General features: G+C 48.1%; 10 protein-coding genes. All 10 read right to left on the bottom strand.

The window, feature by feature from the left end; translation table 11 throughout:
* Positions 1-38 precede the first annotated feature (38 nt).
* Positions 39-740, bottom strand: a complete 702-nt coding sequence (locus tag ACEN86_RS06825) for an SDR family oxidoreductase (RefSeq protein WP_495633561.1) — start codon at positions 738-740, stop codon at positions 39-41.
* A 44-nt stretch (positions 741-784) separates the two neighbouring features.
* Complete coding sequence (locus ACEN86_RS06820) at positions 785-1,240, bottom strand: VOC family protein (RefSeq protein ID WP_495633560.1); 456 nt, start codon at positions 1,238-1,240, stop codon at positions 785-787.
* A gap of 307 nt (positions 1,241-1,547) precedes the next feature.
* Positions 1,548-1,730: a hypothetical protein gene (locus ACEN86_RS06815; RefSeq protein ID WP_495633559.1), complete on the bottom strand. Its 183-nt coding sequence runs from the start codon at positions 1,728-1,730 to the stop codon at positions 1,548-1,550.
* Between the two features lie 174 nt (positions 1,731-1,904).
* Positions 1,905-5,066, bottom strand: a complete 3,162-nt coding sequence (locus tag ACEN86_RS06810; RefSeq protein WP_495633558.1) for an alpha-amylase family glycosyl hydrolase — start codon at positions 5,064-5,066, stop codon at positions 1,905-1,907.
* Between the two features lie 553 nt (positions 5,067-5,619).
* Positions 5,620-6,864, bottom strand: coding sequence for an extracellular solute-binding protein (locus tag ACEN86_RS06805; protein WP_495633557.1), 1,245 nt, complete (start codon positions 6,862-6,864; stop codon positions 5,620-5,622).
* Between the two features lie 25 nt (positions 6,865-6,889).
* Positions 6,890-8,584, bottom strand: coding sequence for a methyl-accepting chemotaxis protein (locus ACEN86_RS06800; protein WP_495633556.1), 1,695 nt, complete (start codon positions 8,582-8,584; stop codon positions 6,890-6,892).
* Positions 8,585-8,829: 245 nt separating this feature from the next.
* A complete protein-coding gene (locus tag ACEN86_RS06795; protein ID WP_495634236.1) occupies positions 8,830-12,303 on the bottom strand; it encodes a carbohydrate-binding protein in 3,474 nt (1,157 codons plus the stop codon).
* A 136-nt stretch (positions 12,304-12,439) separates the two neighbouring features.
* On the bottom strand, positions 12,440-13,432 hold the full coding sequence (locus tag ACEN86_RS06790; protein ID WP_495633555.1) for an S-layer homology domain-containing protein: 993 nt from the start codon (positions 13,430-13,432) through the stop codon (positions 12,440-12,442).
* 272 nt (positions 13,433-13,704) lie between these two features.
* Entirely contained in the window at positions 13,705-14,733 is a 1,029-nt protein-coding gene (locus ACEN86_RS06785) for an ABC transporter substrate-binding protein (protein ID WP_495633554.1), read from the bottom strand.
* A 31-nt stretch (positions 14,734-14,764) separates the two neighbouring features.
* Entirely contained in the window at positions 14,765-15,763 is a 999-nt protein-coding gene (locus ACEN86_RS06780) for a sugar ABC transporter substrate-binding protein (protein ID WP_495633553.1), read from the bottom strand.
* Positions 15,764-15,769: the final 6 nt, after the last annotated feature.

Raw genomic sequence — 15,769 nt, 5'->3', positions numbered from 1 at the left:
GTTTGGGTAAGACCTTCGATTAGTTCTTGAAATCACTCTTAGATCGGCATTTCCCTGCCGTTATAATCCACAAAATTAATTTTTGCGTTCGGAACTACCTTGCGCTCGATGAGATCGAGTATGCCGGATGCACTTTGCCTTGGCGTTGTTGGAGCATCCGCTCCTCCCATGTCGGTCTTCATCCAGCCGGGATGAACACTCAGCACCTGAATGTCCCGATCTTTAAGCAGACTACGCAGCTGCTCGGTGAACATATTCAGCGCACTCTTGGAGATTGCATAAGGATAGTCGCCCGGATAAGCATTCGACAGACTGCCTGCCTCCGAAGAGATATTAATGATTGACGCATCCGGCTCTGTGAGAAGCGGAAGAAAATGCTTCACCACCCGCATCGGCCCATATAAATTGACCTCGAACGTCCGAGCCACTTCCTGCATATCCAGTTCCTCTATGGGTGTATTCCGGGCAGTCAGGATACCGGCGTTATTAACAATCGCGCCAAGCTTCCGACCCTCCTGGGTCAGGAGGCTTGCGAGCGATGCAAGCCCCTCTTCATAAGTGACATCCAGAGGCACGAGGGTAAGCCTGGGACCATACTTGTCCTCAAGTGCACTGAGCTTACCGCCCCCTTCACCCGAAGACCGCATTCCGGCGATCACCGAATGCCCGCGCTCCAGTGCTTCAGCGGCCATTTCATAGCCAAGGCCTCGGCCCCCGCCTGTGATTAGCAGGTTCATCATTGTTGCTCCTTCCAATATCGAATAACCCTGGAACCCTGTATCCGTTACTTTTTATCGTTCTCCAGTAATTCAACAAGGACTTTGAGTTCCTTAAATGTATCCATATATGCATATCGGCCGCCGGTATACTCCCCCTTCTGCTGGAGAGGGAAGCCCTTGCTTTCCAGAAGCGTAATCTTCTCCTTCATTCCATCAATAACAAAGGCAATGTGGTGAGGTCCTTCACCATGCTCGTTCAAATAATCCCGCCAGGTACTTGGATGCTCATCCGGCTCGATCAGCTCCACCTGCAGCGAACCCATGTCAAAAAAAGCCAGCTTGGCCCGAGCCGGGCTTGGCCTTCCGTTATATTCCGTCTGGGCTACCTCAACAGTATCGGTAATTATAGCCTCCGGTTTGGGTACACCGAAGAAATCAGCATAAGCCTGGCTTACGGAGTCAATATCATGCACAAGGATTCCAATTTGGGTAATCACGTTGTTTCCAAGCAAACCTGCCATAGCTGATAACATCCTCTCATTGTGTAAAATGGTATGATGAGTTAACGCCGTGATCCTATTTTATTCTCAAGAAATGTAGCTGGAATACTATCATAAATACAATAGAAAGCGCTGTCAATAGCGTAGGGACAGGACAGCTGTCCTAATGAAGTTTATATAAATCTGTTATTTATCGGGCAAAATAAACAAAAAGCTTAGTCAACACAGCCGAGCTGCGCTAACTAAGCTTAAGTCCACTGACCAATTAGGAGGGCGGGCTGATCTGCCGAACCTTATAGAACCAAGCTAAACTCCGGAAAAGAACAGGTTATTTCCCGTTAAGCTCAAGCGGCTCCTCTTCGTTCCCTTCGTTAATGTCATCCTTCATAATATTGACTGGCGTCGTATTCTTGGCATTCTCTAACGTATCATTCACAAAGCCCATATCCTGATTCTTCGCGTGCATGTTGGTGGTTCCTCTATAATTCCCGCTGTGTGATTTATTCTCCATCCTACTTCCGCTCCTTTGTATGTTGACTTGCTGCTGGGATTGAACTTATGACTCGAAATGCCGTCATCAGTTCAGTTCCTATAGCTTTAACCAATAACCAAAATTTATGTGTTAAATGGCCAAAAGGCCGCTGATCGAAGATCAGCAGCCTTTATAAATCCATTGTGTATCTTACTATTTCAGATAAGTATTGCCGGACTCTGCAATTTTACCAGGTCCATTCAGCACGTAGATTCTAGCATTTCCTTTGCCTGAGCAGGACAAGGTGATGCTTCCATTGGTAACACTCTTGGTGTCGCCAGTTACTGCATCTACATAGGTTCCGTTCGGGATTCCAGTAAAGGTTGCATTCCCCGAAATAGTTACCAGTACAAAGCTGTCGATACCTTTAGCCGTATCTGTATATCTTCTCTTGAATGCCAAATCCCCGCTTACATTCTCAGTTGAATATTGGCCTTTTTGCAGGGCAGGCACGGCTCTGCGGATCAGATTCAGCTGACGGATATGCTTCGCCAGAGGATAGTTAAGGGAATCTGCCAGTGTACCTGTGGCATTCGTGTATTTACCATAGTCCTGGGTTGTTACGCTGCCTTCAATATGATCTCCAAAATAAGCTCTTCCCGTTGTGCTAAGTGGAGCATTCGGGCCTGGGTCGATAACCTTGCCCTTTTGGAACTCGATTTCCGATCCATAGAAGATCGCCGGGATTCCGCGGAAAGTGAACAAGAGATCCAGATTCTCTGCCCATGTGTCTTGTGTGCCTGCGAATCTTTGATTCTCAGGGGCCTGGTCAGGAGCATAGTCATGGGAATCCACATACGTTACATTCCAGGTCGCATCGTTATAGAATTTGTCTCCGCTCCGCATACTGAATGCTTCCTGTGCCGTCTTAAATGCCCAGTGCATAGGGAAGTCGATGACATCCAGACCCGATTTCATCGAGTAGTCCGGCGCATGATAACTATTCCCGTTCAGCAGTGCATTGTTCGAAGTAGGCTGTCCTGTCGTGGTAGAGTTGTCTGCCCAGTTCTGTTCAACCGAAGCCTTATTGGAAGCGTAATCATCCTTGCCGTCACCCGGGTAGGCTTTCGACTCTTTCCAGGTATAGAACGGGGTGGAAATGGACGGGATACCGCTGTTCCAGACATCTCTATACCGGGTGGCCACTTCGCCAAAGAGATAGAAATTCGAACCGCCTCTCTGCTTCCACGCCGGTACGAAATACTTGTTGAAAATATATCTGTTCACATGCTTCACGGTATCGATACGGAAAGCATCTACACCCATATCAATATATTTGTTGTACGTATCAATCAGATAATGATCTACCGCAGGTTCCTCTGTATTGAGGTCCACACAATCGCCTGCAATTTGCCCTGTCTGAACCGTGTAAGATTCCCAGGAAAGGCTCTTCTCGGTGTGGTAGATATTGTTGTTGACTCCTTCTGTCTTCATTAACGCGAGTCTTGCCTGATACTGCTGATCCGGTGTCATGGAATCATAGTTGGCAGGCAATTTGTCAGTAATCTTGAGCATGTTACTCACAGTATCCGGCTTGGTCGGATCTTTCTTGAACATCGGGAATAAGTTCTCCTCCCCGAAGTTCCCTGTGTGATTGACCACAATATCCTGAATGATCTTCAGCCCTTTGGCATGGGCCGCATTAATGAGATCCTGGTAAGATGCTCCGGCAGATTCATACCGCGGATCTACTTTGGCAAAGTTAATCGCATGATAGCCATGATAATCGTAACCGCTGGCATTTTGAACTACAGGTGTAATCCACACCGCACTAAAGCCCAGGGCCTTGATATAATCAAGCTTGTCGATCAATCCTTTAAAGTCACCGCGCCAGGCCGGATCTGAATCCGGATTGCCTGCCTTGGCGTCATCCCATGCATGCACATTGTTGCTCTTATCGCCATCATAGAACCTTGAAGTAATAACGAAGTAGATGCTGTCTTCACGGAAATCTCCGCTTTTCCCGATGTTATAGACAAAGCTCTGGGTGGTCTTGAGTCCAGCTCCGTCAACAACCAAGAATTTCAATGTGGTTGTCTTGGAGACCACAATACCCGGTCCGGTCATACCGGCCGAAGCATTTCCGGTGATATAGACCTTGGAGCTTGTAGTCGGTTCCGACCCATCTTCAGTATAGTAAGCTGTTGTGGCAGCAGATTTGTTGTCTTTTACTATAAAAGATACCGTAACTGCTGTACTCGAATTCCCCACAGGCAGATTCGGCGTAATTGTAGGCGGCTGAGTATCTGTATTCTGGTCAATAACATAGGCGAAGGAGGCTGCGCTTCCAGCTTGACCCGCTGAGTTAACACCCATGGCCTTGATGGTCATAGAAGCATCTACCTTAATTCCGGTAGTATACAGCTTCGAAGAAGCCGTTGGGGCTGAGCCGTCTGTAGTATAGTAAATCTTGTCGTCCGAATTCGTGCTGGAGAGAGTTACAGTCTGGGCCGTATCATAAGTTTTTGGCGCAGGAGAAGCTGAAATTACTGGAATTTTTGGAGTTTCGGGATTGGTATCGTACCACTTGTTGTCCGTGTAATACCAACTTTCTTTGGTGCTGCGGGACAAATCCGCGGTCTGCTTGCCATTGCTGTCATTGAAGATCAGACTTGCACTTGTCGCCCCGGCAATCGTGTAGCTGTACCAGTCATTCCCGTCGGACTTCATCAGAATACCCGGCCATGCCCCGCTGTTTGGAACAGAGGAGGGAGCCAGATTCCAATAATGGATGCGGAGTGCTGAATTCCAATTTGCCGGTTTCTTAACATGTACGGTTAAGCCATCCGTGACGGGATCAACCGTCGTATCAGACGATACAACTGACATATAGTCGATATTGATATTTCCGCTGTCGCCGGAGTTATATTTGTAGGTAATCGTATTGTTCCCTTGAGGCAGGGAGAGTGTCTCCGTCTGGTCTGCCCAAGTGTCCCAATTCGCCAGGTTAGCCAGCGTGGTCTGCTTGACCAATGCCCCATTTACATAAATGGAGACCTTCTTGGCGCTGCCCGTTGCATTCGCATAATGTAGTGTTGCATTATAATTGCCAGTAACTGAAGTCGGTACGCTGAATGTAGCCGCTGCGCCGACCGCTAAATATCCGTCAACAAATCCAGTTCCGGAATAGCCTTTATGATCGGTATTTACCTTTGCTCCCCCGGACAGCGAGGCGCTCTCACCCTCAAACTTCTGTATGCTAGCGGCAGCATTTGTCGTGCTGACCAATGCTCGATCAGTCAGACCAAACAAGCTAACTAAAATGGCAAATACCAGCAGTACAGCAACAAACCGATTGGACCTTGTCCTTATCAAATAAACAACCTCCCGATCTAAAATTATATTGGCATAAATAAAGCAAACGTTTGCGCAAAAGACAGCATTTTATCGTGGACTAAATAAAATTATTATTTACCTCCTCCCGATGTCTAAAATAAGATAGTAAGCGCTACCACAAATGGATGCCGTAATCACTATCCCTCAGGACGCCAGACAAGGCAGCGTTAAAATCTCTCCGCTCTCACCTCCTTTCATATATCAACCTGAATTATGTATGCGTTTTCAATAATACCTCTAAGCTTAAGTCCAGGGATTATCTTCCTATTCCTCGAGTATATTCTGCTAGTTTTTTCCGGTCAATGCGGCTTTCTAACTACTTTATGTCCGCTCTACTTACATGAGCATAGATTTTATCGTAAATAGGTAAGTCTTTAGTCCTTTGAAACTGATTAATTTGTACCTTTTTGCGGCTTGTTGCCGACCTTGCTGAAACTTTTTTTTCACAAAAAAAGCAGCCCGACCCAAATGGATCCTGGCTGCTTCACTATGAAATATTATTCATCCTATTCGCTTGGCAGAAGGCCTTCTCTCATCGATCCAGCTTAAGGAGCTCCCGCCATGCAACTTCAATATTGGCCGCGGCTTGCTGCGGTGTCATTTTGTCCATCAGCATTTGTCCCAGATTGGCTGTGAAATCGCCAAACATTTCAGCCCCTTCTGGAATACGCGGACGCGGCTTGGCTGCATCAAGAACCAGCTTGAAGCTTTGAACAATCTGATCGGATGCAAAGCTTGGGTCCTTGTATACGCTGATGCGGCTTGGCAGAGTCTTGACTTCCTTCACCTGCTTGGCCTGAACTTTGGAACTGGTCAGGTATTGAATCAGCTTGTAGGTCTCCTGTGGATGCTTGCTGTACTTGGAGATAACCAGACTGTGGCCACCGGCAGGAGAGCCTTGTCCCTTTGGCCCTTTCGGCACGGCCGCAATCCCCAGGTTGCCCGGATCCTTGAACTCACTTCCACTCAGAAGATCGCCTACGGCCCAAGGACCATTCAGAATCATGGCAGATCTGCCTTCTTTGAAATCGTTCATCATATTGTTATAGCTATCGCTAAAATCAGGATAAGGCTGTGTCACCCCTGCACGGCGGAGCTCCTGCATGAACTCCAACCCTTTAATCGAATCGGGGGAAGCGATATGGACCTTGCGGTCATCCGTCATTGTCTCTCCGCCAAAAGCCCAAATATAAGGCAGCGCAAAGTAGGAGTCATCCGAGACAAAGATACCATAATGTCCCTGGGTCTCGGTCGCTTTCTTCGCAATGGACATCATTTCATCCATCGTCTGCGGTGGATTGGAATAACCAAGCTCCTTGAGAATCCGCTTGTTATACAGTAAAGCAGGAGCCTCCATTACCGTCGGCAGTCCATACAGCTTATTGTTAATTTTAACGGAGTCGAGTGCCGTCCGGTTGAAATCAGCCTCATCCTCCTTAGTAATCATGGAATCCAAAGGCTGCAGCAGTCCGAGCTGCACGAACTCGGGTACCCAGGAGTTGTCAGACCGGAACCCGTCAAGTGTCTGATCCCCCAGCAGCGCCGTCTTGACGTAATTGGATGCCGAGCCAAAGGCAACGTCCACTACTTTCACCTTGATGCCAGGATTCTCTTTCTCGAAATCTTTAACACGGCTCTTGAAGAACTCGGCTTCCTTGCCGTCATATGTGCTTACAAAAGTGATAGTTACCGGCTGTGCGGTACTTGAGGAAGTGGAACAAGCACTGATCACCAATAAGGAAGAAGCCATTAGAATAGCCAAAATTCGTTTTAACATGCTGTATCACCCTTAACTTTAGGAATTATAATCGGAATTTGCCGATAAGCGTCTTGAGTTCATCCGCCGAGTCTGCCAGTGCGCTTGACGAAGCAGAAATCTCCTCCATCGAGGCCAGCTGTTCCTCTGTAGATGCCGCAACACTCTGTGTACCTGACGAGTTCTCAGCTGCGATCTGTGAGATCAGGGAGAATCCGGAGACAACAGACTCTGTATCCGTCATAATATCAGCGGTGGATTCGGTAACCCCCTGCACGTCATGTTCGACCTGGCGAATAAGCTCCATAATTCCTTCAAAGGATTCACCTGCGACTTCAATAAGCTCGATGCCCTTCTGAACTTCAAGGGTTCCTTGCTCCATCTCAGCTGCCGCCATGCTCGCTTCATTCTGAATCCCTGTAATGAGGCTGCGAATCTGATCGGCCGAGACGCGAGACTGCTCTGCAAGCTTACGCACTTCTTGGGCCACAACCGAGAATCCGCGGCCCTGTTCACCCGCTCTCGCCGCCTCAATACCTGCATTCAAGGCCAGCAAATTCGTCTGAGTGGAAATATCCATGATAAGCTGCGTAGCTTTGCCAATTTGGATGGCTTGCTGCTCCAGATCGGCAATAACTTCGGAGAGCTTGCCATTGCTGCTCTCAATAATACGAATCTGCTGAACAACACTAATCAGATCGTTCTTTCCTTGCATCGCCGTGTTCGATGTATGGGTCACGGTCTGTAGGACCGCTTGTCCGTTATTGGCAATATGATGAACCTTCTCCGATAGACTTGTAATAGTACGCAGGTTCTGGGCAACCTGACCGGACTGATTGTCTGTACCTTCCGTAATTTCCTGCATAATCGAAGCGATATGCGAGGTAGCATGGCTTGTCTGTTCGGCACTGGCCTGCAGCTGTGCTGAAGAGGCTGCGACTTGCAGGGACACCGATTCTGCACTTCCAATAACCGTACGAAGCGACTCCGTCATGACATTAAATGCCGAAGCCAGCTCGGTGAGTTCATCCTTGCCCTTGAATTTCAAAGACTCTACCTGAAGGTTCCCCTCGGCTACCGCACCTGCAGATTGAATCAGCTTTCGGGTACGGTTGATCAAGTAACGTGAAAGGAGAAAAGCGATCCCGACGGATAGCAGAATAGCTATGCCTACCAGAGAGTAGTTAACCAGCTTGACCCGCTCGTTCATGCTGGAAATATCACTTTTGAACGTTTCAATCTTGGCCTGCTCATCCTTCATGAAGGAGAGAAGAGAAAAGGCAATCGGGTCGAAGGAATCCTTCGTATACTTCTCTTGAGCTGTCAAGGCTTCCCCGGCTGCTTTTTTATCCATAAGCTTAGTCTTATACTTGATGTTCTGGGACCACAATGTGCTGAATTGTTCGATCTGCTTCAGGCTCTCCGGATCCTTGGTCATTCCCTTAAGATCAGACAGCTCCAGATCCACAAACTTTACGGTCTCATCGAAACGGCTTTTGAAGCTGCCCATCAAATGATCAGGAGCAAGCAGGTAATGCGCACCATTATCATTAGCTGTTCTGGCGAACAGGTTCAGGCGCTGAATGACCTCCATACGTTTCTGGGACTCGAAAATCTGATCATTAAGTCCCCCGATACGTTGATTCATAATCGTCGTTACCGTTACCGTTATTAAGAACAATACGATTATGGAGAAAAAACTGAGTAATAGTCTGGTTCGAAGTTTAATTGCCACCCTCATGACCCCCGCTGTTAAAATATTGACATCCTTTAGAACTTGTAAAAGCAAAAACTCTTCTCGTATTTACACCGACAGAGTATATATATCGACAGAGAGGGCCAGATTTGTTACCTTTTTCACGAGGAAAAAATAGACAACTGGCTGTTTGCGAGGGTCTGCATTTTCAGCTTCTTACCGTCCATACTTATAAAAAGCCCTATCCCATTAGGGGATAGGGCTTTACCATATTTACGCGTAACTGCGGGTCACTTATCAACTATCTTGGATGCGATATACGCTAGATCTGTGATATCAATCTTGTTATCGCTATTCATATCCGCCATCTTGGCGGCTGCCCAGTCTGCGCCGGCGGAATCCTTGCCATAGTGGTATGCCACAATCGCAAGATCGCCTACGTTGATGCTTCCATCCTTGTTCAGGTCTGCGGATACTTCCTTAATTACCGCTGCCTTGAAGGTATCTACTGCACTGCCTAGTGCGGCTGTGGCACTATCCACCTCAGACTGCGCCGCGCTTCCTTTGCCCTGAACGGCTTTGGCTGCATTGATAGCAACACCGAGTGCATCCTTCGCCTTCTGCGGATACTGACCTGGCAATGTGCCCACAACTGCTGCATCATACAGGCTCTGTGCATTGGTTATCGCGGCTGTCAGTGCCGTCTTGTCTACAACCGGTTGGTCAATATCGCCTACCGATATGCTCTTGCTGTCAACCGACGCCTGAATGACAGTTCCCTCCGGAGCCACGCCCAGCTTCGCCTCGGTGACTGCAATCGTTCCGGTCGTATTCCGTACACCAGCCTTGACCTTGAATGTCAGCTTTAATACCGGCGTGCTGGCTCCCGATACCCCTCCGATATCCGCGGTGATCAACCTCACCTTCCCGGCCGACTCTACATCCTCCTTGACGATCTGGATGTTGTTGTCCGCGCCTGCTGCGCTCACATAGTCAAATACGTTAGAATCATAAGACAAGGTCAGATCCTGGGCGTACACACTTTGTTCCAGGTTGTTCAGGTTGACATTCACCGTAAAGCTGGCTCCAGGCTTCACGCTGCTGTCCGCTGACAGCACCGCCGCGGGTCCTTTAGGTTCAGCGGACGGCCATACTGGATCTGTCGTGGAGCTGCTGGTGGTTAAGTAAATCCGGTCTATGATAAGTCCGGATTCTCTTCCCCAGAAGTTCAGTTCATGTTCGCCCACCGTAAAATTTAATGGTTCGCCTCCTGGCACAGCCGGACCGCCATTGCTGAGGTTCACCCATTTGAACTGACCGCCGCTGACGCCCTCAATCCCGTTGGACGTGAATTGATACTGACTATCCAATCCCACGTGAACCGAATCCGTTTGGAAGCTATGGCTTTTGGCCAGAACCCAAACATAGTAAGCTCCTGCCGTTTTAAAGTTAATTTTGTAATTCAGACTGGAGCCGGCGGCAAGGCTCGCTGCATCCGTACCCGGTGTAACGGCAGTACCGTCATCCGGCAGGAACTGCATCGCTTTCGTCTTCTCTCCGTCAACAAGTGACCATACATGGCCGTTCGCGGTTCCACGTACGTAGGCGCTGCTTGTGTTCTCTGCTGCGGTCTCCGCTTCAATGGCTACAGAGACAGGGGTATTAACTTTTACAGTGATTTGCGTAGTTACCGCGTCACCAGAGCCTCCCTTAAAACTTACCGTTACATTGGTTGTTCCACTGGCTTTAGCAGTTATCGTACCGTTCACTACCTCAGCAACATTCGGATTCGAATTGCTGTAGGTAGCTGTTTTGGTTACATCTTCGGTATGTCCGTCAAGAAACTCCGCTGTAACCTTAAATGCTGCCGTTTTCCCCGCATCAAGGGCAACGGAAGGCGTGTCTACGGTGAGCTGCTTCACCGTTAGTTCACTGTTCAAGTCTTTTACCAGAATATTCAGAGAATCTGTCTTTCCCCCATAGCTAATGTCAATGCTTGTAGTCCCGAAGCCCACTCCGGTGACAACCCCGTTATCTACAGTGACAATTCCGCTCTGTGCTGGTGTTGCTACGGCTTGATCCGTAACATCCTTGCTTGTTCCATCCGCGTAAATAGCCGTAACCTTGATGTTGGCCGTGTTACTTCCACTCACCTTATCAATCTTTTGTTTATCGATAGAAGCGTTAATTGCAGCGAGCTCTTGAGCCTCACCCTTGGGCTCGAACTGCCAATAATCCATCTTGAAGAGATTACCAGTTGATGCTCCTCTGTAGACCATGTATAGGTCATGGACTCCAGTAGCACCGGAGATGTTTGTAGTTTTCAGCTTCCAGCTATCGTCTCCACCAGTATTGGAGATGGGAAGCGTCCCTATTAAGGCTCCGTCAGCGCTGTCCAGATGAAGCTCTATCTTTCCGCCGCTTGAACCGCTTGCCACATTGGCAGAGAACGTTCCGGCGCCTGGATCGCCAAAGTCAACCTTGGATACGGCTGTCCAGTCTCCATTATTAATGCTGCTGAGATTCAGATTTAAGCTGCTTACCATAGCTCCCGGCTCAGTACTGCTTTCCGTGTTGATTCCTCCGTTCCAGCCAATGGTTTCCGCCTCAACCCTCGTATAGGGATTAAAGTTCTTCAACTGCGTAATTCCAGCATAATCGCCCGTAATATCCTGAATGACTCCGCTTGCATCAAAGCTTACTTTATTGATGTGTGCGTTACGGTAGCCATGCGGCTGCCCTTTCAATTGTGGAACCGCTCCGCTCTCTGCCATGGCTTTTGCCAGGGTCTGGGCGTGGTATGTCACATACCATTCCCCATTGAACTCGAACATGGCATGGTGGTTATTGCCTCCAACGCCGAAGAAAGTAGCAGGGTTAGGCAGGATGGTCTTGACATAGGTGAAGGGACCCATCGGGTTGTCGCTTACCATGTAGGCAATCGTTCCAGTAGGTATGTCGGCCGGATGCTGACCAGAGAAGTTCGTACAATAGGAATAATAGTATTTCCCGTTGTATTTGTTGATTCCTGAATCCTCGAACAGGAATGGTGGATTGATAGGCTTAGCCTTTCCGCCGCTAGCGTCCAGATCGAGACTAATCATATCCGCTCCAAGCTTTGCGACACGCGCTGTACCCGGATCAGCGTCTTTACCTGCCGGAACACCGCCGCCAAAATATAAATAGCCGCTTCCGTCATCGTCAACCAGAACAGCAGGGTCAAAAAGCCACGTAACATCGGCTACTCCTGGAGTATTTCTACTAACCAGAGCTTTTCCAATCGGATCCGTAAACGGCCCGATCGGGCTGTCCGCCGTAAGCACGCCAATGCCGCTAGCACTATCTGCAAAATATAGGAAGAATTTCTCCTTGCCATCTATCGTTTTATGAGCAGCTGCCGGCGCCCAGGAATTGTTTGCCCATTTCGCTGCGCCATTTGGTCCGGCTACAGGGATTTCTCCATGGTCTGTCCAGTTCACCATATCATCGGACGAAACAACCGTAATTTTGTTGATTTTGCTATATCCGTTATCCTTAATAGTCCCGTCAGCATTATACTCAAATATATCATTGGTCATGTACACATAAACTCTGCCATTATAGACCATTGCATAGGGATCAGCACCGAACTTCTGTGTGAACAGCGGGTTGCCTTTGCCAGGCGTTTTAGCCAGTGCTGGAGTGAGCTCAGCTGCTCCAGCATCTGCCTTATTTGTAAGCGGACCTGGTGTGAATGCACAAGCAAGAACTAAAGCCATCGTCATCGAAATCGTCAAAAGCTTTTTCCACTTCTTCACTATTAATACCTCCACCTTTCAAGAATAATTTATAGTTGAACTTGACTCGTCTTGAGAGATCACCACCCTTCACTACTCATCTAGCAAAGACACAACCATGACTCTACTTGTATAAAATTCTGTATATAATAACAGCCGCTTGAGCTCTTACCGCGGTATCTTTAGGATTGATCTTGCCATTATCGCCAAGAAGGATCTCCTTCTTGATCAGCTGAGCCAATGGGTTCACGGCATAAGCTGCTACTTCACTGGCGTCACTGAAGCGGCTTAAGTCTGAATCTGATTCATCCAGCATTTTGCCGGCAATCTTCATGGCTCTGGCGGCGATCACCATCATATCCTGTCTGGAAATGCTTTTCTTAGGGTCAAACCGGTTGTCGCCATTACCCTGAGCGATGCCAAGCTTTTTGGCTATTGCTACCTCTTTGTAGAAATAATCAGACGGCCCCACATCTTTGAAATTGCCGTCTGCTTCTGCACTAAGTTGTAATGCCCTGACCAGCAAGCTTACAAAATCAGCCCTGCTGACATTAGCTCCAGGACTGAAGCTAGTAGCTGACGTACCTTTAATAATTCCCACAGAAGCAAGAGCTTCTATTTCCGTTTTGGCCCAGTCATAACCTGCAAGATCGTTGAAGAATGTTCCGTAGTTGTAGATAGTTGCCGCGAGTCTCGCATCTAGCGCCTTCACAGATACCAGCTTGATATTGGCATTTCCCTTACCCTTTACCTTGAAGGTAATCGTACTTAGAGCCGTGTCACCAGTCTCTCCTTTCACCTCCCCAACTTTTGTAAATGCTATGGTCACCTTCCCCTCCTTCACCTGCGGGGGTATGAAATATCCCTTCAATTTCGATTCCGCCTTATCTAGCTCAACAATATCCGGGTTAAAAGCAATTAAAGCTTCATAGGCATAAAGGTCTTTCAAGTTGCTTCCGTTCACTGCCACCTCCAACGGTTTGTCAACGGAAGCGCTTTCTAAATTGCCAATTAGAGTGAAGCCCATTTCCCCTTCCGCATATCCTGAACCAGGATTCCAGGTAATTAGGATCAGTGCAATCAGACACATTACCATCGTGATTTTCCCTTTTCTCATGTTCATTCTCCTTATTGGACTAGGTTATCTGCTCTCTCTATTCATCAGATTTGCCTTAATTATAGAAGTGAAATTTGAAAATCACGATGCAATATCTTCTCTGAAAATTGCGTTTATTTACGATCTTAGTTATCTAATAAAAATGAGATAGGTACTTGGGAGAAGGCACTTTAAGCGGAAGCAGACAAAGCTAAACAGCCTTGGTCCTGAATGCAGGACCAAGGCCGTTTAACGCTCTTTAATCAACTTAGTTAACCCCAATTTGCTTCTTCCTAATATTTACGTTTTTCGATTTCCCTCGCAGCGGTCCCCTTCGTAAATACACCCTCTCGGGTTACAATCCGTTTGGGAAGCGTATGACCTGCCACGACCTCCTTCGCTGCTTGAATCAACTGGGGCCCTAACAGCGGATTACATTCCACAGTGCAGTTTAACTTCCCTAAGAGCATAGCTTGGAAAGCTTCCCTTCCGCCATCCACGGATACAATTACTATGTCCTTGCCTGGTCTGAGGCCGGCTTCCTCAATAGCTTCAATAGCTCCAAAGGCCATGTCATCATTGTGAGAATACAGCACTTGTATGTCTCTTCCATATCTCTGTAAATACCTCGTCATGATGGCCTTTCCGGATTCACGAGTGAAATCCCCGGTGTCTGAAGCGACAATGTTCATGGCACGATTTCCCCGTATCAATTCTTCAAAGCCTTTCTTCCGATCAATGGCGGGTGCCGAATTCAGCGTTCCCTGGATTTCAGCTATATGAATCGGCCCGCGAACCAATCGCATCTTATCGAGTACGTATTTGCCTGCCTTGCGGCCTTCCTCCTTGAAGTTCGAGCCAATAAGAGTGATGTAGAGCGAAGAGTCAGCAACATCTACGGAGCGGTCTGTAATAATGACGGGTATCCCCGCATCTTTCGCTTCCTTAAGAACTTCACCCCAGCCGCTCTCGACAACGGGGGAGAAGCCAATCACGTCCACTTTACGGGAGATAAAAGAACGAATCGCCCGGATCTGATTCTCCTGCTTCTGCTGGGCATCTTCAAATAACAATTCCACATTCGCCTGCTTGGCTGCTTCCTTAATCGACTTCGTATTGGCGGCACGCCATGCGCTCTCTGAACCCACTTGTGAGAAGCCGATCACTAGCGGACGCCCTGTATCCTGCGGAAGGTCGATTGTCTCCTGCTCATTTAGTGCGGGCAGAACCGTCGCCTCTTGAGTCGCTACCTCAGCCCCCTGTTCCGAGCGGCACCCGCTAATGAACATCAAGATGATAACCAGCACGATGATCCGTCTCATCTTCTCTACTCACCTCCCGACATGCTCCGTATTATTTTATCTCTCCCGATGTATTCCAATTGTCTCTGTTCAGGATCTTTACATTTAACCGGTTGTTATCTGGGAGAGGTTGCCCCGAACATGCCGCGGTCAGTTGCTGGAGAATAAGATATCCCCAGCTATCCTCCGATTGGTCAATCGTTGCGGTGATTTGATCATTCCGGATACTGCTTAGTATAGAAGGCGTATTATTAAAGGTAACCGCAAATTGACGTAATCCCTTGGCCTTCCATACTAGAATGGCTGAGGAGCTAGCCTGGGAATCGAAACCCACAAACACATCGAAATGGGGATGATCTTCGATCATATCTTCTATATTGGAAGTAGCCTTGTCAGCATGGTCCCCGTCTGTGCGGAGTTCCAGCAATTGCACTCCCGGTGAATTGGCCAAATAATCTTTAAACCCGGCAACCCGCTGCCGAATGTTATTGAAACCGATCATTCCGGTTTCTGCTATGACCATACCTTGACCGGCAAGCAGGTGATCCACATACTCGGCAATCCGTCTTCCGGCATCATAATTGTCAATTCCAAGATAGGTTAGCCGCTTGCTGTGCGGCGCATCATTATCGAAACAGATAACTTTGATCCCCGCCTCTACGGCCTTGTTAATGTAAGGTGTCATGGCCTCAGAGTCCACCGGACTGATCGCAATTCCGTCCACCTTCTGTTTAATCAAATTCTCCATGATTCTGATCTGCTGTTCCAGATTCGCTTCATTTGGCGCTTTCACTATAAGTTGAATCCCCGCCTTACTTGCTGCAGCTTTCGCGCTTTTCGTCACCTGCTTATACACGGGATCTGCGGTTGCAAAAATAATAGCTATGGTCAGCACCTTTGCAGTTGGATCGGTGGGCTCGGCTTGCATTTTGGAGATCTGCTGAACAGGCTGTGCGCCCGGGACATCCGCATTGTCGCAGTACGTTAAACCCAGAGAACAGAGAATAATGAATACGATGAAGTAACTTATTCGGCTATTAACCGGGCGCATGCTTAC

This window comes from Paenibacillus sp. Paensp111, assembly GCF_059492195.1.
The sequence above is the reverse complement of the archived record's forward strand: the minus strand, read 5'-3'. Positions and strand labels throughout refer to the sequence as shown.